Source organism: Bacillus sp. NPDC077411 (assembly GCF_044543425.1).
Taxonomy (GTDB): Bacteria; Bacillota; Bacilli; order Bacillales; family Bacillaceae_G; genus Bacillus_A; species Bacillus_A bruguierae.
Genome location: NZ_JBITWA010000025.1, coordinates 36585 through 59618, shown reverse-complemented (window position 1 = coordinate 59618; position 23034 = coordinate 36585). Strand labels below are relative to the sequence as shown.

The 23034-nt window shown below is 35.7% G+C and carries 20 protein-coding genes and 1 rRNA gene; 13 read left to right on the top strand and 8 right to left on the bottom strand.

The features are described from left to right. The 7 genes from ACIGHG_RS22300 to dnaA all read right to left on the bottom strand — a co-directional run. Positions 1 to 91, bottom strand: a 16S ribosomal RNA gene (locus ACIGHG_RS22300); the annotation flags it as partial. 235 nt (positions 92 to 326) lie between these two features. Further along, on the bottom strand, positions 327 to 2792 hold the full coding sequence (gene gyrA / locus ACIGHG_RS22295; protein WP_090916326.1) for a DNA gyrase subunit A: 2466 nt from the start codon (positions 2790 to 2792) through the stop codon (positions 327 to 329). A 91-nt stretch (positions 2793 to 2883) separates the two neighbouring features. Next, entirely contained in the window at positions 2884 to 4806 is a 1923-nt protein-coding gene (gyrB, locus tag ACIGHG_RS22290) for a DNA topoisomerase (ATP-hydrolyzing) subunit B (RefSeq protein ID WP_336474386.1), read from the bottom strand. Positions 4807 to 4844: 38 nt separating this feature from the next. Continuing rightward, positions 4845 to 5972, bottom strand: coding sequence for a DNA replication/repair protein RecF (gene recF, locus ACIGHG_RS22285; RefSeq protein WP_336474387.1), 1128 nt, complete (start codon positions 5970 to 5972; stop codon positions 4845 to 4847). A 12-nt stretch (positions 5973 to 5984) separates the two neighbouring features. Further along, complete coding sequence (yaaA, locus tag ACIGHG_RS22280; protein ID WP_028411084.1) at positions 5985 to 6197, bottom strand: S4 domain-containing protein YaaA; 213 nt, start codon at positions 6195 to 6197, stop codon at positions 5985 to 5987. Positions 6198 to 6324: 127 nt separating this feature from the next. After that, complete coding sequence (gene dnaN / locus ACIGHG_RS22275) at positions 6325 to 7470, bottom strand: DNA polymerase III subunit beta (RefSeq protein ID WP_336474388.1); 1146 nt, start codon at positions 7468 to 7470, stop codon at positions 6325 to 6327. 187 nt (positions 7471 to 7657) lie between these two features. After that, complete coding sequence (gene dnaA, locus ACIGHG_RS22270; protein ID WP_090916318.1) at positions 7658 to 9001, bottom strand: chromosomal replication initiator protein DnaA; 1344 nt, start codon at positions 8999 to 9001, stop codon at positions 7658 to 7660. A 563-nt stretch (positions 9002 to 9564) separates the two neighbouring features. On the opposite strand from dnaA, the gene rpmH reads away from it, so the two are divergent. The 10 genes from rpmH to ACIGHG_RS22220 all read left to right on the top strand — a co-directional run bounded on the left by rpmH (position 9565) and on the right by ACIGHG_RS22220 (position 19396). Beyond that, positions 9565 to 9699, top strand: a complete 135-nt coding sequence (rpmH, locus tag ACIGHG_RS22265; RefSeq protein WP_000831901.1) for a 50S ribosomal protein L34 — start codon at positions 9565 to 9567, stop codon at positions 9697 to 9699. Positions 9700 to 9776: 77 nt separating this feature from the next. Next, positions 9777 to 10142, top strand: a complete 366-nt coding sequence (gene rnpA / locus ACIGHG_RS22260) for a ribonuclease P protein component (RefSeq protein WP_336474389.1) — start codon at positions 9777 to 9779, stop codon at positions 10140 to 10142. 39 nt (positions 10143 to 10181) lie between these two features. Continuing rightward, positions 10182 to 10949, top strand: coding sequence for a YidC family membrane integrase SpoIIIJ (spoIIIJ, locus tag ACIGHG_RS22255; protein ID WP_090916314.1), 768 nt, complete (start codon positions 10182 to 10184; stop codon positions 10947 to 10949). Beyond that, positions 10946 to 11563 carry an RNA-binding cell elongation regulator Jag/EloR gene (gene jag / locus ACIGHG_RS22250; protein WP_336474391.1) on the top strand — a complete coding sequence of 206 codons (618 nt, stop codon included), beginning with the start codon at positions 10946 to 10948 and terminating at the stop codon, positions 11561 to 11563. The genes spoIIIJ and jag overlap by 4 nt, the downstream gene beginning before the upstream one ends. Positions 11564 to 11942: 379 nt before the next feature. Then, positions 11943 to 13319, top strand: coding sequence for a tRNA uridine-5-carboxymethylaminomethyl(34) synthesis GTPase MnmE (gene mnmE, locus ACIGHG_RS22245; protein WP_336474392.1), 1377 nt, complete (start codon positions 11943 to 11945; stop codon positions 13317 to 13319). A gap of 19 nt (positions 13320 to 13338) precedes the next feature. Then, positions 13339 to 15228: a tRNA uridine-5-carboxymethylaminomethyl(34) synthesis enzyme MnmG gene (gene mnmG, locus ACIGHG_RS22240; RefSeq protein ID WP_336474393.1), complete on the top strand. Its 1890-nt coding sequence runs from the start codon at positions 13339 to 13341 to the stop codon at positions 15226 to 15228. A 21-nt stretch (positions 15229 to 15249) separates the two neighbouring features. Further along, a complete protein-coding gene (gene rsmG, locus ACIGHG_RS22235) occupies positions 15250 to 15969 on the top strand; it encodes a 16S rRNA (guanine(527)-N(7))-methyltransferase RsmG (protein ID WP_336474394.1) in 720 nt (239 codons plus the stop codon). Positions 15970 to 16357: 388 nt separating this feature from the next. Further along, complete coding sequence (gene noc / locus ACIGHG_RS22230; RefSeq protein ID WP_336474395.1) at positions 16358 to 17206, top strand: nucleoid occlusion protein; 849 nt, start codon at positions 16358 to 16360, stop codon at positions 17204 to 17206. A gap of 587 nt (positions 17207 to 17793) precedes the next feature. After that, a complete protein-coding gene (gene soj, locus ACIGHG_RS22225) occupies positions 17794 to 18555 on the top strand; it encodes a sporulation initiation inhibitor protein Soj (RefSeq protein WP_090916303.1) in 762 nt (253 codons plus the stop codon). Beyond that, positions 18548 to 19396, top strand: a complete 849-nt coding sequence (locus ACIGHG_RS22220; protein ID WP_170857746.1) for a ParB/RepB/Spo0J family partition protein — start codon at positions 18548 to 18550, stop codon at positions 19394 to 19396. The genes soj and ACIGHG_RS22220 overlap by 8 nt, the downstream gene beginning before the upstream one ends. A 21-nt stretch (positions 19397 to 19417) precedes the next feature. Here the strand turns inward: ACIGHG_RS22220 and yyaC are convergent, their stop codons facing one another. Then, positions 19418 to 20014 carry a spore protease YyaC gene (gene yyaC, locus ACIGHG_RS22215; RefSeq protein ID WP_090916299.1) on the bottom strand — a complete coding sequence of 199 codons (597 nt, stop codon included), beginning with the start codon at positions 20012 to 20014 and terminating at the stop codon, positions 19418 to 19420. Positions 20015 to 20484: 470 nt separating this feature from the next. Between yyaC and ACIGHG_RS22210 the strand changes: the two genes are divergently transcribed. The 3 genes from ACIGHG_RS22210 to ychF all read left to right on the top strand — a co-directional run bounded on the left by ACIGHG_RS22210 (position 20485) and on the right by ychF (position 22872). Continuing rightward, complete coding sequence (locus ACIGHG_RS22210) at positions 20485 to 21333, top strand: mechanosensitive ion channel family protein (RefSeq protein WP_139207677.1); 849 nt, start codon at positions 20485 to 20487, stop codon at positions 21331 to 21333. A 20-nt stretch (positions 21334 to 21353) separates the two neighbouring features. After that, positions 21354 to 21551, top strand: coding sequence for a DUF951 domain-containing protein (locus ACIGHG_RS22205; RefSeq protein ID WP_090916295.1), 198 nt, complete (start codon positions 21354 to 21356; stop codon positions 21549 to 21551). Between the two features lie 220 nt (positions 21552 to 21771). After that, on the top strand, positions 21772 to 22872 hold the full coding sequence (gene ychF, locus ACIGHG_RS22200; RefSeq protein ID WP_090916294.1) for a redox-regulated ATPase YchF: 1101 nt from the start codon (positions 21772 to 21774) through the stop codon (positions 22870 to 22872). Positions 22873 to 23034: the final 162 nt, after the last annotated feature.

Below are 23034 nucleotides of genomic sequence, written 5' to 3'. Positions count from 1 at the left end.
TAAGAGCAAGCTCTTAATCGGTTCGCTCGACTTGCATGTATTAGGCACGCCGCCAGCGTTCATCCTGAGCCAGGATCAAACTCTCCAATAAAGTTTGTCTAGCATCATAAATAAAAATTGACGTTTCACGTTGTTTGTTTCGTTTAGTTTTCAAAGTTCAATGCCGCGTTTTAGCGACCTTTATAATATAACATGATATTCTGTTCCCGTCAACAATTTCTTTTAACTTTTCATTAACTAAAATTGCTGACTTCGCTTATTATATACATTTTCTAATTTATAAGCAAGTCCTATTTTCAAAAAAAGAATAAGGGAGAGGTTCTCCCTTATTCTTCTTCATTTCCTTGATTCTCTTCTTCATCTTCTTTTTGTGCTTTTGCCACTGTCGCAACTTCCTGATCGCCCTCTAAACGAATTAAACGAACTCCTTGTGTATTACGTCCCATTTGAGAAATTTGATCAACTGGCATACGAATTAACACACCTGCTGCTGTAATAAGCATAATATCTTCTTCGCCGTGCACAGACTTAACAGCAATTAACTTACCATTTTTATCTGTAATATTACATGTTTTAAGCCCTTTACCACCGCGACTTTGTAAACGATATTCCTCAACTGGAGTACGTTTACCATAACCATTTTTCGTAACAATTAAAACATCCATACTTTCTTCTACAATTTCCATACCCACAACTTGATCTTCATCGCCGAGTGTAATAGCTTTAACACCCGCTGCATTACGTCCCATTGACCGAACATCTTGTTCATGGAAACGAATTAACATCCCATTGCTCGTCCCAACAATCATATCTTTTTCACCCGTTGTTAAACGGACAGAAATTAATTCATCTTCTTCACGAAGAGAAATAGCAATTAAACCATTGTTACGAATATTAGCAAATGAGGAAAGCGGCGTTCTTTTTGCAATACCGTATTTTGTTGTAAAGAATAAAAATTGGTTATCATTAAATTCTCGGATTGGGATAATTGCATTTACCCATTCATCTTTATCTACTTCTAATAAGTTAATAATCGGTATACCTTTTGCTGTCCGACTATACTCAGGAATTTCATACCCTTTCGTACGGTATACTTTCCCTTTGTTTGTAAAGAATAAAATGTGATCATGTGTAGATGTTGTTAATAAATGTTCTACAAAATCATCATCGTTTGTCCCCATACCTTGAACTCCACGTCCACCACGATTTTGCGTTTTGTACGTCGAAGCTGGTAATCGTTTCACATATCCATTATGAGTAAGTGTGATTACAATGTTTTGCTCTGGAATTAAATCTTCATCCTCGATTGCTTCCATACCGCCAATTGTAATTTCTGATCTTCGTGTATCATTGAAGCGATCTTTAACTTCTGTTAATTCTTCACGAATAATTTCAAGAACTTTCTCTTCATCTGCGAGAATTGCTTTTAACTCCGCAATCAATGCAAGTAGTTCTTGATATTCTTGTTCGATTTTTTCACGCTCTAACCCTGTTAAACGTTGCAAACGCATATCTAAAATTGCTTGTGCTTGCTTTTCACTTAAACCAAAACGTTCCATTAATCCTTGCTTTGCAATGTCTGCTGTCTTCGAATTACGAATTAGAGTAATTACTTCATCAAGATGATCTAACGCGATGCGTAAACCTTCTAAAATATGAGCACGAGCTTCTGCTTTCTCTAATTCATATGCAGTACGTCTACGGATAACAACCTTTTGATGCTCCAAGTAATGATATAGACATTCTTTTAAATTTAATACTTTTGGTTCCCCATTTACGAGCGATAGCATATTAATACCAAAGCTTGTCTGAAGTGCTGTATGTTTATATAAGTTATTCAATAACACATTTGCATTTACATCTCGTCGTAATTCCATGACGATACGCATACCATTTCGATCTGATTCATCACGTAAATCTGTAATACCATCAATCTTTTTGTCTCGAACAAGCTCCGCAATCTTTTCAATCAACCTTGCTTTATTCACTTGATATGGTAGTTCAGTTACAATAATAGATTGTTTCCCATTTGCCTTCTCTTCGATCTCTACTCTTGCACGAAGAATTACTGTACCACGCCCTGTTTCATACGCTCTTCGAATTCCACTCCGTCCAAGAATTTGACCAGCTGTTGGGAAATCTGGGCCGGGAATATACTCCATTAATTCTGCGATTGTAATCTCCGGATTGTGACTTAACGCTAATACCCCATCAATTACTTCACCAAGCTGATGCGGCGGAATATTCGTTGCCATCCCAACGGCAATACCAGTTGCACCATTTACTAATAAATTAGGAAAGCGTGCAGGTAATACAATTGGTTCTCTTTCTGAACCATCGTAGTTATCTTGATAATCAATTGTATTTTTGGTGATATCACGCAATAATTCCATAGAAATCTTGGACATTTTTGCCTCTGTATAACGCATCGCAGCCGCCGAATCACCATCGACAGAACCGAAATTACCATGCCCGTTTACTAGCATATAACGTTGACTAAAGTCTTGGGCCATTCGCACCATTGTTTCATATACCGCTGAATCACCGTGTGGATGATACTTACCAATTACTTCACCAACAATACGCGCTGATTTCTTATACGCTTTATCGGCAGTAATCCCTAAATCATTCATTGCATATAAAACCCTACGATGTACAGGTTTTAGCCCATCTCGAACATCTGGCAGTGCACGAGATACGATAACGCTCATCGCATAATCTAAAAACGAGGTACGCATTTCCTGGCTAATATTAATTTCTCGAATTCGGCCTTGTTGTTGGTTGTCTGACATCAACCAGCACCTCCTCATTACATTTCCGATCGATATATCATGTTCATTTATACGTAGAAGACAGGAATACTCCGATTCCTGTCATCAGTCATTAAATATCAAGGTTTTTCACATATTTTGCATTTTCTTGGATAAAGTTACGACGTGGTTCAACTTTATCACCCATTAAAATTTCAAATGTTTCATCTGCTTCAATTGCATCTTGAAGCGAAACTTGAAGAAGTGAACGTACTTCTGGATCCATTGTTGTTTCCCATAGCTGCGTTGGATTCATTTCTCCAAGACCTTTATAGCGCTGAATACCTGGTTTTGGCTGTTTCGGAAGCTCCGCTAATATCGTTTCAAGTTCTCTATCATTGTAAGCATACTCAACTCGCTTACCTTGTTGCACTTTGTATAATGGTGGCTGTGCAATATATACATAACCGTGCTCAAGAATTTGACGCATATAACGATAGAAGAACGTTAATAATAGGGTGCGAATATGAGCACCATCGACGTCAGCATCAGTCATAATAATAACTTTATGATAACGTGCCTTTTCAATATCAAAGTCTCCGCTAATACCCGTACCAAGCGCAGTAATAATTGTACGTACTTCATCGTTTGATAAAATTTTATCTAAACGAGCTTTTTCAACGTTAATAATTTTCCCTTTAAGCGGTAAAATTGCTTGGAAATGACGATCGCGCCCTTGCTTTGCTGAACCACCCGCTGAATCACCCTCTACGATATAAATTTCACTAATAGAAGGATCTTTAGAAGAGCAATCTGCAAGTTTTCCCGGTAAGCTTGATACTTCTAGCGCACTTTTTCTACGTGTTAATTCACGAGCCTTTTTCGCTGCTACACGCGCGCGTGCTGCCATCGTTCCCTTATCTACAATTTTTCGAGCGACATTTGGATTTTCAAGTAAAAACTTTTCAAGTGCTTCAGAGAAAACTGATTCCGTAATTGTTCTTGCTTCGCTATTTCCAAGTTTTGTTTTCGTTTGCCCTTCAAATTGTGGATCTGGGTGTTTAATGGATACAATGGCTGTTAAACCTTCACGAACATCTTCACCAGTTAAATTACTATCAGCATCTTTTAAAATATTATTTTTTCGACCATAATCATTAATTACACGTGTTAACGCTGTTTTAAATCCTACTTCATGCGTACCACCTTCATACGTATGAATATTATTTGTAAATGAATAAATGTTCGTTGTATATCCTTCGTTATATTGAAGAGCAACCTCAACTTGAATTCCATCTTTTGAACCTTCTACATATACTGGTTCTTCATGTATTGGTTCTTTAGAGCGGTTTAAATGCTCGACATAAGACTTAATTCCGCCTTCATAATGGAATTCTTTCTTTTGTTTATGTTCACGTTTATCTTCAATTGTTAGTTTAATATTACGATTTAAAAACGCTAGTTCTCGTAAACGAGTTGCTAACGTATCAAATTCATATTCCGTAGTTTCAGTAAAAATTTCTGCATCTGGTTTGAAACGCGTCACTGTTCCTGTGTGATCTGTATCCCCAATCACCTTTAAGTCTGCAACTGGAATACCACGTTCATACTTTTGATAATGGATTTGCCCATCACGATGAACAAATACCTCTAATTCCGTTGATAATGCATTCACGACAGAAGCACCTACACCATGTAAACCGCCAGAAACTTTATAACCGCCTCCGCCGAATTTACCGCCTGCATGAAGAACAGTCATAATAACTTCTACAGCGGGGCGCCCCATTTTCTCGTGCGTACCAACTGGAATACCACGACCATTATCTGTTACTGTAATACTATTATCTTCTTCAATAACTAGATTAATCTCATCACAATATCCTGCTAATGCCTCGTCAATACTATTATCAACAATTTCCCATACAAGGTGATGAAGACCTTTTCCACTCGTCGAACCAATGTACATCCCTGGACGTTTTCGAACTGCTTCTAGTCCTTCCAACACCTGTATTTGACTTTCATCATATGCATTCTCTTGCATTTGCTTTTGTTCCATTGACACAAAGATCACCTACTTTTCCATTTAGACAGAAGTTATTTATCTTCTTCTCCACAATCCACTGTGCCGTTCGTTACATGAATTGTTTTTGCTTGCTTTAATGTATCATGCTCAATTCCATCAACACTTGTCGTCGTTACAAACGTTTGCACTTTTCCTTGAATCGTATTAAGCAGATGTGATTGCCTGTAATCATCCAGTTCCGATAACACATCATCTAATAAAAGGATTGGATATTCGTTAACTTCTGAATAAATCAATTCGATCTCAGCTAACTTCAGGGAAAGCGCGGTCGTTCGTTGTTGTCCTTGCGAACCAAAAACTTGAACGTTTTTCCCATTAACGAAGAATTGCAAATCGTCACGATGAGGCCCAATTAAGGTTGTACCACGGAAGATTTCACGTTGTTTCACAGATTGGAAACTTTCATAGTATACTTCTTCTATTTTCGACAAATCCATGGATTCTGATACATCTATGCTTGGTTTATAAACTATTTCTAATTCTTCAAGTCCTCTGCTAATGCCTCGATGAATTGGAGATGCCCATTCTTGCAATAGACGCAAAAATTCAAAACGTTTTTTTAACACTTTTACACCATGTTCAACGAGTTGAAGTGTAAACACATCTAGCATAGCTTCATCACTCTTACTGCTTCCTTGCATTTTTTTTAGCAAATGATTACGCTGAGTAAGGACTTTTTGATATTGACTTAATTCATACAAATATACAGGAGCTATTTGTCCAAGCTCCATGTCTAAAAACCGTCTTCTTACTTGAGGACTTCCTTTGACAAGGTTTAAATCTTCTGGTGCAAACATAACAACATTCATCATACCAATATATTGACTTAATTTTTGTTGCTCAAGCCCATTTAACTTTGCCTTTTTTCCTTTCTTGGAAATGTTTAGCTCTAAAGACAAAGAGTTGTTTCTTTTTTGTAGTTTCCCTTTTATTTTACCATAATCCTCATCCCATCGGATAAGTTCACGATCATTAGAAGTTCGATGAGATTTCGCCATCGCTAATACGTAGATCGCTTCCATCAAATTGGTTTTTCCTTGCGCATTTTCACCAATAATTACGTTTACTTTATCTTCGAAGGAGAGATCTAACTTCTCGTAATTGCGATAGTTTTGTAAATGTAATTCTGTAATATACAAAGGGATCCCCCTTTATCCTTGAACTTGAAATGTTCCGATCTCCGGAATTTCAATAATGTCATTTGTATATAATTTTCGGCCTCGTCGATTTTCAAGCTCTTTATTTACATACACTTCGTACTCTTGTAAAAACCACTTTACCGCTCCACCTGTATCAATCACGTCAGCCAGTTTTAAAAATTGTCCTAATGTAATATATTCTGTCGAAATTTGAATACGTTTCATCATAAATCGCTCACTTTCTAAAAGTGTTCATTCTTTCATTGTACTAAATAAACAAGCATTAGGAAAGTAATAGCGAGAAATCAAAAGGGTTACCAGTAGATTTGCACTAGTAACCCTTATCATAAATTTAGTACGTACGTACTGGTAAAATTAATTGAATGATGGATTCATCGTTCACAGTACGAATTAAAAATGGTCTCATCGCACCAGTAAAACTAACTTTGATTTCTGTACTATCCAACGCTTTTAATGCATCCATCATATATTTTGCACTAAACGAAATTTTTAACTCTTCCCCAGCAAATTGCTCACATTGAACTTCTTCTACTACTTTTCCGATTTCTGGAGAATTTGATGAAATTTCCAACATTTGATTTTCTAAAGTTGATAATTTCACAACATTATTACGTCCATCTCTCGCTAATAATGATGCTCGATCAATTGCTTGCAAAAATTCTTTTGTATTTACGAAAATATCTGTTTTACTATCAGGCGGAATTAATCTTGTAGTGTCAGGATAGCTACCCTCTAATAGTCTAGAGAAAAATAACAAATGCTTTGTACGGAATAAAACTTGATACTCCGTGATAACAATATCTACCATCTCTTCTGACTCATCAAGAATTTTACTTAACTCATTTAAACTTTTTCCTGGAATAACAACATTAGCTTGGAATTCATTTGCAATAGTTTGTCCTGCAATTTTTGCTTTACGAAGTGCTAAGCGATGACTATCTGTTGCAATACAAGTTAACTCGCTGTTATATACCTTCCAGTTTACACCTGTCAAGATTGGACGTGTTTCTGATGTAGATACAGCAAATACAGTTTGACGAATCATATGTTTTAAAAGATCTGTTGGGATTTGAAATACATGATGTTCTTCAATCTGTGGTAATAATGGATATTCAGCTGAATCTAAACCATTTAGATTAAACTCAGATTTTCCAGATTTTATTTTTGTCATAAAATGACTTTCTACAGAAATTTCAACTGTATCTCTTGGTAATTTTTTTACAATTTCACTGAAATATTTTGCTTGTAAAACAATACTTCCAAATTGTTTTATTTCTACAATTTCTTTGCCATCTTCTTCGACTGGGATAAAAGATTCAATGGATATATCTGCATCACTACCTGTTAATGTAACACCTTCTTCATTTGCTACAAGTTTAATCCCCGTAAGAATTGGAATTGTTGTACGAGAGGAAACAGCTTTCATTACATCTTGTACACTTCTGACAAGGTAGTCTTTTTGAATTAAAAAATGCATATCGAAAACCTCCGGTAAGTATAAAATTAAGTTTATTTAATAATAATAAAAAATTAGTAGTAATAGTAATAGTACTTGTGGATATGTGGATAACTCATTAGAAAGACGGAAAAACAGTCTATCTACATGTGGATAGACTGTGTGTAAAACAAGAAAAGTTATTCACGTTGTTCACATTATTTAGTTATTACTTTAAAATATCGTGAATTTCTTCGAGTTGTCTTTGTAATTGTGTATCTGTTTTTAACAGTTTTGAAATTTTTTCATGCGCATGAATGACTGTAGTATGATCACGTCCTCCAAATTCTTCACCGATTTTTGGTAAAGAGGAATCAGTTAATTCACGAGACAGATACATTGCAATTTGACGAGGGAAAGCGACAGATTTTGTGCGCTTTTTTGCTTTAAAGTCTTCTAATTTTACTTGGAAAACATCCCCTACAGCCTTCTGAATGTCATAAATTGAAATAATTTTTGGTTTTGAGTTTGGAATAATATGTTTTAATGCCTCAGCAGCTAAATCTGCATTAATATCCTTATTAATTAAAGAAGAATACGCTACAACACGAATTAGGGCACCTTCTAATTCACGAATGTTAGAGTCGATTTGATTGGCGATATAAAGCATAACTTCATTCGGGATATCAAGCCCCTCAGCTTTTGCTTTCTTGCGTAAAATCGCAATCCTTGTTTCTAAATCTGGAGGAGTAATATCTGTAATGAGTCCCCATTCAAAACGTGAGCGTAAGCGATCTTCTAATGTTGGAATTTCTTTTGGTGGACGATCACTTGAAATTACAATTTGTTTACTTTCTTCGTGCAATGCATTAAACGTATGGAAGAACTCTTCTTGCGTCTGTTCTTTTCCAGCAAGAAATTGAATATCATCTATAAGCAAAACATCGACGTTTCGATATTTATTGCGAAAATCGACTGCTTTATTATCACGAATAGAATTAATAAACTCATTTGTAAATTTTTCAGATGATAGATAAACGACTTTTGCGTTTGGATTATGTTCGATGACATAATGACCAATCGCATGCATTAAATGTGTCTTTCCGAGTCCGACTCCCCCGTAAATAAATAAGGGATTGTATGCTTTAGCGGGTGCTTCCGCTACAGCTAAAGAAGCAGCATGGGCAAAACGATTGCCAGAACCTATTACAAAAGTATCAAATATATATTTAGGATTAAGCATACTTTGTGGGAAATGATTAGGTTCATCATGCATTGTTTTATTCTTTTGAACAGGAGGATAGTCAAATTCCTCTTCTGTTTGACTTTGTGGAATGATAAAGCGAATTGTAAGTTCTGCTCCCATTAAATGAATAATTGTTTCTGAAATAAGATCAGAATAATGGGATTCCAACCAATCACGTGCAAATTCATTTGGCGCAGTAATTGTTAATACGTCCTTTTTTAAAGAATACGCTTTTGTAGACTTAAGCCATGTTTCATAACTAGGCTTACTCACTTTTTTTTCTAATTCTTTTAAGGTGCTATTCCATAAATCCGAAATATTTTCCAAAGGTGTCCCTCCTTTACAAAAGATGATGAGTAAATAGGATGTTTAATATTTGTATAACGTAAACGAAAAGCGCTGTATATTTATACGTAACACTTTTTAAAAGAAAAAAAGTGCTTTAAATACGAAATAGAGTTTTCGACAAAAAAACATACTGTGGAAAACTTTTTATACACATGTGATTATACATGTCCACAAGTTATACACAAATTGTGGATAAATAACAATTAGAAAAAACTTGTCCAAGGTGAAAACACAACTATAATATCAAAAAAAGATAGCGTTAGCAATGTATTTCGGAAAGTTATCCACAAAATCAATACCTTGTGGAATAAACTTGTCCACAATACGATATACTGTGTAAAAACGAAAAAAATATTTGTGGATAGAAAAAAGTGGCGAAAAAAATTATCCACAACAAATAGAGTCTGCTGTGAACAACATTGTGAATAGGGAGAAAATGAATATTTGATTAAAATTTTTAGAAGCATTGACATTCTCCTAACAAATTAACTATAATTTATAGGACTGTCTTTAACAGTTATTCCTCAGGGAGGTGTCATATAATGAAAAGAACTTATCAACCAAATAAACGTAAGCGCAGCAAAGTACATGGTTTCCGTAGCCGTATGAGCACAGCGAACGGACGTAAAGTTCTAGCAGCTCGTCGTCGTAAAGGTAGAAAAGTATTATCTGCGTAGGCCACTGATCGTTCAGTGGTCTTTTTTCTAGTAATTATGAATTTTCCACTGGCGAAATACAGGAGTGTTCAATTGATATGAAGAAAAAGAATCGTGTAAAGAAGAATGAGGAATTTCAAGCTGTTTTTCAAAATGAAAAATCAAATGCCAATCGTCAATTTGTCATATATCAGTTAGAGAAGCCTGATCAACCGTATTTTCGAATTGGTCTTTCCGTTAGTAAGAAATTAGGGAATGCAGTCGTGCGTAATCGCATTAAACGTATGATCCGTCAAGCCTTTACAGAATTAAAAGATGAGATAGATTCTGGAAAAGATTTTGTTATAATAGCAAGGAAGCCTTGTTCAGATATGAACTATGAACAATTAAAGAAAAGCTTAATTCATGCTCTGCAGCGCTCAGGAATTAAACGAGCAAAAAGTGACGAAAAAAGAGGAAAATGAATTACACTATATACATACCGAAATAAGGAGGAGCAGGCTGTGAAAAAAAAGATAGGCTTACTAGTCATGCTTATTGCTGTTATGGCAATTGCTGCTGGCTGTAATCAAACAAATCAGCCGATTACATCGCAAAGTACGGGAATTTGGAATGAATATTTCGTATATCCACTTTCTCAGTTAATCACGTATTTTGCAAAATTATTTGGCAATAACTATGGTTTAGCGATTGTTGTTACGACTCTTATCATTCGTTTTGCTTTATTACCATTAATGATTAAGCAAACGAAGAGTACGAAAGCAATGCAAGTGTTACAACCTGAAATGGCAAAATTAAAAGAAAAATATAGCTCTAAAGACCAAGCAACTCAACAAAAATTGCAACAAGAAATGATGCAATTGTATCAAAAACATGGTATCAATCCATTAGCAGGTTGTTTACCAATATTTATTCAAATGCCAATTTTATTTGCATTTTATCATGCAATTATCAGAACATCAGAAATTAAACAACATAGTTTTTTATGGTTTGATTTAGGTCATGCTGATCCATATTATATTCTTCCAATTGTTGCAGCGATCACAACGTTTATTCAACAAAAGCTTGCAATGGCTGGTACTGCTGGACAAAATCCACAAATGGCAATGATGCTTTGGCTTATGCCTATTATGATTTTAGTTTTCGCAATTAACTTCCCAGCTGCATTATCTCTTTACTGGGTAGTAGGTAACATCTTTGGTATCGCTCAAACATATTTGATCAAAGGGCCGGATCTTAAGGCTAGTAAGGCAGGAGGATCAAGTAAGTGAGTATGATTACTGCTAAAGGACAAACAGTCGAACTGGCAGTGCAATTCGCATTAGAACAATTGCAAGTATCAAGAGATAAAGTTGAGATACATGTCATTGATGAAGGGAAAAAAGCTTTTCTTGGTTTTATTGGAGGACGGTCTGCTATTGTAGAGGTCATTGTAAAAAAAGATCCTGTAGAAGAAGCAGAACTTTATTTGAAAAGTATCATAAAAGAAATGGCTGTTGATGTAACTGTTGGAGTAGATGTAAAAGGGCGTGATATCCACTTTACACTTTCTGGTAGTGATGTTGGTGTAATGATTGGAAAAAGAGGGAATATATTAAATTCTTTACAATATGTAACAAAACTTGTTGCGAATCGTAGCACGAAACAATATATCGGTGTAACAATCGATGCTGAAAATTATCGCGATAAACGAAAAAATACGTTAGAATCGCTTGCGCTTCGGTTAGCAAAGCAAGTTAGCAATACGAAAAAAAGGGTTGTGTTAGAACCGATGCCTTCTTTTGAAAGAAAAATTATACATCAAGCACTTTCGAATCATCCATATGTAATTACGACGTCTGAAGGTAAAGAACCACATCGACATGTTGTTGTATCTCCGAAATAAAATGAAACTTCCATCCTGAGGAATTGATTCTAGAGGGCTGGCTAGTTGAACAAACCAGTCTCTTATAGGTAACCTATCTGCTTTACATTTCTTAGAAGATTGAAGTAGGAGTTTTACTGCCTTTTAGAGCGGGATAAACCGGTAACTCGTTTGAGTGCCGGTTTTTTACTGGATAAAATATAAAGACAGAGAATGAGCTGTGGATAAATAAATCGCACTAAACTTATGCACAATGGATAAGTTTAGTGCGATTTAGGTGAGGACATAATAAAATAAGTTATTATTCTTTTTTACGCAGTTTCGTTATGGTATCCTAATAATTTAGTGAAAGAAAAAACGTGTTGAAATATAGAGAAATAAGCAAGTGAGGTGAAAGAACATGGAATTTGATACAATTGCTGCGATTTCTACAGCTCTTGGGGAAGGTGCAATTGCCATTGTTCGAGTAAGTGGAGATGATGCGGTAGAGAAGGTAAACCGCATTTTTAAAGGGAAAGATTTAACAACAGTTCCATCTCATACGATTCAGTATGGGCATATTGTGGATTTAGATACAAATAAAGTTATTGAAGAAGTTATGGTTTCAATTATGCGGGCACCAAAGACATTTACGCGTGAAGATATTGTTGAGGTAAATTGTCATGGTGGCCTTGTTTCTGTAAATAAAGTATTACAGCTTATTTTATCACAAGGTGTTCGCTTAGCAGAGCCTGGAGAATTTACAAAGCGTGCTTTTTTAAATGGGCGTATTGACTTATCGCAAGCAGAAGCGGTTATGGATTTAATTCGCGCTAAAACGGATCGTGCAATGAACGTTGCGATTAATCAAATGGAAGGTCGATTATCAAAATTAATTGGTCGTTTGCGACAAGAAATTTTAGAAACGTTAGCTCATGTAGAAGTGAACATTGATTATCCGGAATACGATGACGTAGAAGAAATGACTCATGGTGTTTTAATTGAGAAGGCAACCTATGTTAAAGCAGAAATTGAAAAGTTGTTACAAACTTCAAAGCAAGGGAAAATTTTGCGTGAAGGAATTGCAACGGCTATTATCGGAAGACCGAATGTTGGAAAGTCATCGCTATTAAATAGCCTTGTACAAGAAAAGAAGGCAATTGTAACGGATATAGCAGGAACAACCCGAGATGTTATTGAAGAATATGTGAACGTGCGCGGTGTACCTCTTAAACTTATTGATACAGCTGGTATTCGTGAGACAGAGGATATTGTAGAACAAATTGGTGTCGAGCGTTCAAAAGAGATGATGACTAAAGCAGATCTAGTTCTTCTTGTTGTCAATTATAGCGAAGCGTTAACAAGTGAAGATGAAGAGTTATTCCGAGCGGTGCAAGGGAAAGACTTTATCGTCATTGTAAATAAAACAGATTTACCGCAGCGAATTGATATGGAGTATGTTACAAAATTAGCTGGTTCAGCTCGTGTTATTACAACAGCTTTACTTGAAGAGAAAGGTGTAGATGAGCTAGAACAGGCAATTGCTGATCTCTTCTTTGAAGGAGCAATTGAAGCAGCTGATATGACATATGTATCGAATGCTCGTCACATTGGTTTATTAACACAAGCAGAAAAGACGATTGGTGATGCAATCGCGGCTATTCATAGCGGCGTGCCGATTGATATGGTGCAGATTGATTTAACAAGAACGTGGGAAATACTCGGTGAAATTACGGGAGACACTGTACACGAAAGTTTAATTGATCAGTTATTCTCTCAATTTTGTTTAGGAAAGTAATTGTAAGGAGGAATAGAAAATGGGATACAACGCTGGTTCTTATGATGTTATTGTAATCGGTGCGGGCCATGCAGGATGTGAAGCAGGTTTGGCAGCAGCTCGTATGGGAGCAAAAACATTAATGTTAACAATTAACTTAGATATGGTTGCGTTTATGCCGTGTAACCCTTCAGTTGGTGGACCTGCAAAGGGAATTGTTGTTCGTGAAATTGATGCGCTTGGCGGCGAGATGGGAAAAAATATTGATAAAACACATATTCAAATGCGTATGCTAAATACAGGAAAAGGTCCAGCGGTACGTGCACTTCGTGCCCAGGCAGATAAATTTGCGTATCAGCATGAATTGAAAAAAACAATCGAAGAAACGCCGAATTTAACATTATGTCAAGCGATGGTTGAACGCTTAGTTGTAGAAGATGGTGTATGTAAAGGTGTTGTTACACAAACTGGAGCAGAATATACAGCGAAAACAGTTGTTATTACAACAGGTACGTTTTTACGCGGTGAAATTATCGTTGGGGATTTAAAATATTCAAGCGGTCCCAATAATCAACAACCATCTGTGAAATTATCGGAGCATCTAGAAGATCTTGGATTTGAGCTAGTTCGTTTTAAAACAGGTACGCCTCCGCGTGTAGATAGTAGTACAATTGATTATAGTAAAACAGAAATTCAACCAGGTGATGATACACCACGTGCGTTCTCTTTTGAAACAACAAAGTTTATCATGGATCAAATTCCATGCTGGTTAACATATACAAGTGAAGAAACGCATCGTTTAATTGATGGAAACTTACATCGTTCCGCTATGTATTCTGGCATGATTAAAGGAACAGGTCCACGATATTGCCCTTCCATTGAAGATAAGGTTGTTCGTTTCCATGATAAGCCGCGTCATCAAATTTTCTTAGAACCAGAAGGTCGTAATACACAGGAAGTATACGTACAAGGCTTATCGACAAGCTTACCAGAAGATGTACAACGTGAGATGTTAAAGACTATTCCTGGCCTAGAGAACGTAGAGATGATGCGTACAGGATATGCAATTGAATATGACGCAATTGTACCAACGCAGCTGTGGCCAACACTTGAAACGAAGAAAATACAAAATTTATATACAGCAGGCCAAATTAATGGAACATCTGGTTATGAAGAAGCGGCAGGGCAAGGTTTAATGGCGGGTATTAATGCTGCGTGCCGTTCATTAGGTAAAAAAGAAGTGATTTTAAATCGTTCAGATGCATACATTGGTGTTTTAATCGACGATTTAGTTACAAAAGGTACAAATGAACCATATCGTCTATTAACATCCCGTGCAGAATACCGATTATTATTACGCCATGACAACGCAGACCTGCGTTTAACAGAGATTGGCCATGAAATTGGTTTAATTCCAGAAGAACGTTATGAACGTTTTACAACAAAGAAAGAGAAAATTGAAAAAGAAAAAGAACGTTTAGCAAGTATTATTATTAAGCCGCGTCCTGAAGTACAAGAGCTCATTCGCGGAGCTGGTGGAAGCGAGCTAAAGGATGGTATACGTGCGAGCGATTTATTACGTCGTCCAGAAATGACATATGAGCATATTCATCTTCTTGCTCCAAGTGAAGTAGAAGTTAGTGCTGAAGTAGCAGAGCAAGTTGAGATTCAGCTTAAATATGAAGGATATATTGAAAAATCTTTACAACAAGTAGAACGTATGAAGCGTATGGAAAGCAAAAAGATTCCGGTTGATATTGATTACGATGCAATTTCTGGAATAGCTTCTGAAGCACGTCAAAAATTAAAAGATGTCCGTCCGCTATCTATGGGGCAAGCATCTCGTATTTCTGGGGTAAATCCAGCTGATATTTCCATTTTACTTGTGTATATAGAACAAGGAAAAATTGCACGAGTATCGAACCAATAAATAGTTAGGAGATATAGCGAGATGAATATAGAACAATTTCAATCTATGCTAGTAGAAAGAGGGATTACTCTTTCTACTAGGCAGTTAGAACAATTCGAAATCTATTTTGAGACATTAGTTGACTGGAATGAAAAAATGAACTTAACAGCAATTACGGAGAAAGAAGAAGTGTATTTAAAACACTTTTTTGATTCTATTACAGCTGCTTTCCATCATGACTTTTCAAAGCCATTTTCTATTTGTGATGTGGGTGCAGGAGCGGGATTTCCTAGTATTCCATTAAAAATATGTTTTCCAAATTTAAAAATTACAATTGTCGACTCCTTGCAAAAGCGCATTACGTTTTTAAATCATTTAGCAACAAAATTAGAATTACAAGACGTAGCATTTTGTCATGATCGTGCTGAAACATTTGGACAAAAAGAAGGAGTACGTGAGTCTTTTGATATTGTAATGGCACGCGCCGTTGCTCGCCTTTCTGTCTTAAGTGAATTGTGTTTACCACTTGTGAAAGTAGGGGGAACATTTATTGCAATGAAAGGTGCAGCTGCAAACGAAGAAATTGAAAATGGTAAGTATGCTCTGCAAGTGCTTGGTGGTGAATTGAAGGATATGTCTACGTTTAAATTACCATTCGAGGAAAGTGAACGTAACATTTTATTGATTGAGAAAAAGAGAAAAACGCCAAAGAAATATCCTCGTAAGCCAGGAACACCGAATAAATTACCTATTGAAAAATAAATCTTATTAGACGTAAGATTAAGTTATATATCAGTAAGCTAGTTCATCAGCACTGATGATTAGTTGAACGAATCGGGCTTTTACAGGCAGTTATCCACCACCTATCTTTTTAGATTTCTTACAATATTGAGGCGTGGGCTTACTGCCCGTTAGAGCGAAAAAAATAAAGTGAAACTTTGATTAGTAGGGAGGCTGCACTTCTCACTAATCGTTAGTTCAACAAATTGGGCTTTTGCGGACAGTTTATCTCCACCTATCTTCTTTGTGTATGGAAAAACTTTGAGATGGGGATACTACTGCCCACGAATAGCGGGATAAAAACGTAAATGTTTCACATGGAACATTTTTGTATAGAGTATTCAATAGGATTCAAGGTGGTGGAATATGTATGAAAAACACATTTTCTCGTTTATTTGGCTTTGGAGACAAAGAGGCTGAATTAGCGTTACAAGAAGAAAGCCGTGAAGAAATTAAACAAATTGCGTTAGCAAATATCATTCCAAATCGCTATCAGCCACGGACAATTTTTGATGATGCTCGTATTGAAGAGCTTGCTCTTACAATTCATACACATGGATTAATTCAACCAATTGTTGTTCGAAAGTATGAAGGGGATAAATATGAGATTATCGCTGGTGAAAGACGTTTTCGAGCTGCTACAAAATTAGGTTGGGAAACTGTTCCGGCTATTATAAAAAATTTGAACGATACTGAGACCGCTTCTGTTGCTTTAATTGAAAACTTGCAACGAGAAGAACTTACAGCAATTGAAGAAGCTGTTGCTTATCAGAAGTTAATTGAATTACATAATTTAACGCAAGAAGCATTAGCGCAGCGACTAGGTAAAGGGCAATCTACAATTGCGAACAAGTTAAGGCTATTAAAGTTACCTGAAGAGATTAAACAAGCGCTATTAGAGAAGAGTATTACAGAACGTCATGCTCGTGCTCTTATTCCACTTAAAAATGAAGAGATTCAATTAAAGGTTTTACAGGAAATTGTTGAAAAGCAATTGAATGTGAAACAAGCAGAAGATAGAATTGCTAAATTGTTAGAAGAAACGAAACCGAAACGAAAAGCAAAACAAAAAGCGGTAAGCCGTGATATGCGTATTGCAATGAATACCATTCGTCAATCTTTACAAATGGTTACGAATAGTGGCTTAAATGTGAATTCAGAAGAAGAAGAATTTGATGAATACTATCAAATTACAATTAAAATTCCAAAAAAGAAGTAAGAAAACAGAAAGACCTCAATCATTGAAAGAGGTCTTTTTATTTTGTCACGCATTAAAAACTATATAAATTCAAATTGAAAAATGACAAACCCCCCTCTCTTTTTAGATGAGCGAGAGCATCTGGCCATGCATAGAAGCGATCAGGGCCTTTTCCTACCACATATGAAGTTCAAACAAAGGGAGAAAGCGAGTGAAAGGTCCTTTTTTCTGCATAGCAGCAATCTATATGTTGAAAAATCAAAATCAATTTATATAGTAAGGTCTTACTGATGGAAGTTTCACTTTATCCCGCTACTAACGGGCAGTAATATCCCTCACTTTAAGATTTCAAGGGAGAAAAAGAAGTAAGGTGAGAGATAACTGCCCCTAAGAGCCCGATTGGTTCAACTAACTATCAACGGGGAAAAGCACCCCGTTGATAGAAGTTTCACTTTATAAGTACTATATTTTCTTTTAAAATTAAGAAGGAGTTTGTAAATAAATTTTGAAGTTTAATATACAGAAACAAAAGAAGCGTGATTGTTTCATGTTAAAATGAAAATAATCATTTGTAGAATAAGATATAAAGGTTGAAAGTAGGTGACATCATGGGGAAAATCATTGCCATTGCTAATCAAAAAGGTGGGGTTGGAAAGACAACAACATCGGTAAATTTAGGAGCTGGATTGGCACAAGTAGGAAAAAAAGTACTTCTTGTTGATATTGATGCACAAGGGAATGCAACGACAGGAGTCGGAATTGAAAAATCAGATTTAAATGAATGTATTTATAATGTGCTTGTAGAAGACATGGACGTTCGTGTTGTTATACAGCGAACAACAACTGAGAATTTAGATGTACTCCCTGCTACCATTCAACTAGCAGGAGCCGAGATTGAACTTGTACCGACAATTTCCCGGGAAGTTCGCCTGCAGCGTGCACTGAAGCCGATTCGTGATGAATATGATTATATTATTATTGATTGTCCCCCATCTTTAGGTTTATTAACCATTAATGCATTAACTGCTGCAGATTCTGTTATTATTCCTGTTCAATGTGAGTATTATGCCCTAGAGGGGTTAAGTCAATTATTAAATACAGTTCGCCTTGTACAAAAGCATTTAAATAAAAATTTAGCAATTCAAGGTGTTTTACTAACAATGCTAGACGCTCGTACAAATTTAGGGTTACAAGTAATTGATGAAGTGAAGAAATACTTCCGAGATAAAGTATATAGATCCATTATTCCGCGTAATGTACGTTTAAGTGAGGCACCGAGTCATGGAAAGCCAATTATGATGTATGATGCTAAGTCAAGGGGGGCAGAAGTGTATTTAGATTTAGCGAAGGAAGTGATTGCAGGTGGCTAAAGGACTAGGAAGAGGAATTAATGCGTTTTTTCCAGATTTAGATGTGAAAGAGGGAGAAACAATTCAAGAATTGCAAGTAAATCAATTACGTCCTAACCCATATCAGCCGCGTAAATATTTTCATAGTGAAGCAATTCAAGAGTTAGCGTTATCAATTAAAGAACATGGGATTTTACAACCTCTTATTGTTCGAAAAAGTATTAAAGGATATGAAATCGTTGCAGGAGAACGGAGATTTCGTGCTGCAAAAGAAGCAAAGCTTAAAACAGTTCCTGCTGTTGTTCGAGAGTTAAATGATCAACAAATGATGGAGTTTGCGCTACTAGAGAATTTGCAACGTGAAGATTTAACGCCTATTGAAGAAGCATTAGCTTATCAAATGCTCATGGAAGAGCTTAAGGTAACGCAAGAACAGTTAGCAAAGCGGCTTGGAAAAAGCAGACCACATATTGCAAATCACATTCGTTTACTTTCTCTCCCACTTTTCGTACAAGAAATGATTGTAAATGGAAGCATTTCTATGGGACATGGACGAACACTACTTGCATTAAAAGATAAAACAAAAATCAATAGTTTATTACAACGAATTAAAGAAGAAGGATTAAATGTCCGTCAGTTGGAACAAATTATTCAGCAGATGAATGAATATGTTTCACGTGAAACAAAGAAACAAAAACCACAAAGAAATATCTTTTTTGAGGAACAAGAAACGGTGTTACGAGAACGATTTGGAACATCTGTAAAAATTAAAGAAACGAAACAAGAAAAAGGAAAAATTGAAATTCAATTTTTCAATAAAGATGATTTGCAACGCATTTTAGAGATTTTATCGGGAGAATGATAAAAAATAAACCATCTTCGATTATAGATGGTTTATTTTTTTCATTACAGCAATTTTTTTATCAATTTCAATAATACTTTCGGCAATGCCAGTAGCCATTTTCATAACAAGATTTAGTCTTGTATTTTGTAGTACAAAAAACTCCATAAAACCATTTAAATTTACAATACCATGAATATGCATATCACCAATTGCGGGAAGGTTTTTATTCATAGCTGCTCCAGGCTTACTAGGCCCTTTTCCAACTGTAATTGAACCAATGTTTTGTGATTTTCCTAGACAGGCATCAATTGCAATGATAAAGGGATTTATAAATGATTTGTGTATTTCTGTAATTGTTTCTTCCAAATTTAAAGCATGGACGGGTGATTCTAATGTTCCGTATAAATGGAAATTTTGAATGTTGTGATCTTGTAGTTTTGAACCAACAAGGGGTCCTAATGCATCACCAGTTGAGCGATCTGTTCCGATACAAAGTATAATAAGTGGAGAATCTTGTTCGATTGGGAGATGAGAAAGTAGAAAACTACTAATGGTTTGATTGCAATTCACATCATGATACATAACCTGCTGCGAATCTTTTTCAAAAAAAGGTAAACGAAAACTTCCGATATTCACGAAGCATCCATCCTTTTTAATAGAATTTAGTGTATTTCATATAAACCTGATTTTTGCATATTACATATTTCTCTTGAGGTAATGACTATTTTACTTTTAGTTTAGGAGAAACATCATTTTATGTTAGGTAATAATTAGAAAGTGTTTCTAGTATTCCTATTGTGCAGATGTCGCTTTCTTATAGGATAAGATCGTTTCAAAAGATCTGATATGGGCAGAAGAGAAGGATACTCTTGGATTTAGAGATTTATAAAGTATAAAAAAGGATGAAGCGTATCATGTAGTCTGTAGAATACTAGTACTAGTATATAAAAAAATGTGTTATTTTATACCTTATGGAGTGCGAAAATAAAAGTGTATGAAAGAACTTTTTTCGTAAAATAAGGAGAAATTCTGTTACAATGAATAATGAATATGAGATAGAAAGGTAGGTCGCGATGAAAGGACTTCACGACTTATATACAGACTTTATGAATTGGTTATTAGATATAGGATTATGGGAGAAAATTGGTCTTGGTTTACTGAAACTCATACTTATTTGGCTTATCTCGAGTGTAGTTATTCGAGTTGGTAGAGTGATTATTCGTAATGCTTTTAAAATGAAGGCCAAATCGCCAATTCAAATTTCCGAAAGACGAACGATGACAGTAGCGAAATTATTAGAAAACATTTTAACATATGTCATCTTTTTCATTGTAATAATTGCGATTTTAGGAGTATTTGGAATTGATACAAAAGGATTATTAGCCGGTGCAGGGGTTGTTGGTTTGGCGGTTGGTTTTGGTGCGCAAAACTTAGTCAAAGACGTTATCACTGGATTCTTTATTTTATTAGAGGATCAATTTTCAGTAGGGGACTATGTCCGCCTAGGTCAATTTGAAGGAGTTATTCAAGAAATTGGTTTACGTACAACAAAAATGAAGAAATGGACAGGAGAAATTCACATTATTCCAAATGGAAGTATTAAGGAAGTAACAAATTTCTCTGTTAGTAATAGCGTTGCCTTTGTAGATGTATCTATTTCATATGAAAGTGATATTGAACATGCAGAACAAGTTCTTGAAAAATTGTTAGATGAATTACCAACAAGGTATGAGCAAATGGTTACTCGTCCGCAATTATTAGGTGTACAGAGTTTAGCAGCATCAGAGGTTGTTTTGAGGGTTACAGCTGAAGTAGAACCGATGGAACATTTTGCGGTAGCGAGAGCACTACGTAAAGAAATTAAAAATCGCCTAGATTTACACGGAATTGAAATTCCATATCCGCGTATGGTTCTATACAATCGTGAAGAGCTGATGAATGAAAAAGTAAATTAGCAGTGAGAGGAGCTTAGGGAATGGAGCAAAAACAATATAATTTGCATGACGTAGTGGAAATGAAGAAAGCTCATCCATGTGGCGAAAATCGCTGGAAGATTATCCGTATGGGAATGGACATCCGTATTAAGTGCGAGGGGTGTGACCATTCGGTATTAATTCCTCGAAGAGAATTTGATCGTAAGGTGAAGAAAGTACTTGTAAAGCATGAAGAATAGATGAAATAGGAAACAGCGGCATTGTTGCTGCTGTTTTTTATTTAGCGATTAATGGGCAGTAAGATTCTCGCTTCAAATTTGTAAAGAATCCGCAGAAGATAGAAGGAGAGAAATTGTCTGTAAAAGATTATTCGTTTCACTTGATAAATTTGGATGAAGCTTGTCATTTTATTCGTTACTAACTATAATGATGGAAGATTGAGTCATAGGAGTGAATTATATGGGATTAACGGCTGGTATCGTTGGATTGCCGAACGTAGGTAAGTCAACACTATTTAATGCAATTACACAAGCAGGTGCAGAATCTGCGAACTACCCATTCTGTACAATAGATCCAAACGTTGGAATCGTAGAAGTTCCAGATCATCGTTTAAATAAATTAACTGAGCTTGTAGAACCGAAGAAAACTGTGCCAACTGTCTTTGAATTTACAGATATCGCAGGTATTGTAAAAGGTGCGAGTAAAGGGGAAGGATTAGGAAATAAATTCTTATCTCATATTCGTCAAGTAGATGCAATTTGCCAAGTAGTTCGTTGTTTTGAAGATGAGAATATTACGCATGTAGCAGGAAAAGTAGATCCAATTGCAGATATTGAAACAATTAATTTAGAGCTTATTTTAGCGGATTTAGAATCTGTTGATAAGCGTCTTGAACGCGTTACAAAATTAGCGAAACAAAAAGATAAAGATGCTGTATTTGAACATGAAATTTTAGTTCGCTTAAAAGAAGCATTTGAAGAAGGAAATCCGGCTCGTACAGTTGAATTTACTGAAGAGCAAATGAAAGTAGTAAAAGGTCTTCATTTATTAACAATAAAAGAAATGTTATATGTAGCAAACGTTTCTGAAGACGATGTAATCGATCCGTCTGGAAATGAATATGTACAAATTGTAAAAGAGTTTGCTGCAAAAGAAAATTCACAAGTAATTGTTGTTTGTGCAAAAATTGAATCAGAAATTTCTGAGTTAGACGAGGAAGAGAAAAAAGTCTTCCTTGAAGAGCTGGGTATTGAAGAATCTGGTCTTGATCAACTAATTCGCGCAGCATATGATTTATTAGGATTGGCTACTTATTTTACAGCTGGGGTACAAGAAGTTCGTGCTTGGACATTTAAAACAGGAATGAAAGCACCGCAATGCGCTGGAATCATTCATACAGATTTTGAACGTGGATTTATTCGTGCAGAAACAGTGTCTTATGACGATTTAATGGAAAATGGTTCGATGACAGCTGCTAAAGAAGCTGGAAAAGTACGCTTAGAAGGAAAAGAATACATTATGAAAGACGGAGATGTTGTACACTTCCGCTTTAATGTATAATCTTTTATTTCCTAGGAAAAAATAAAGTATCTAACTTGGCAAATTCACTGGATTTGCCAAGTTTTTTATGTTTTCGTGAGTTGATTCCTCTAACTTACTATGATATAATCTAAACTCGTGAGTAATTACTATAAATTAATTGCTCCTTGCCCAATGTGGGCC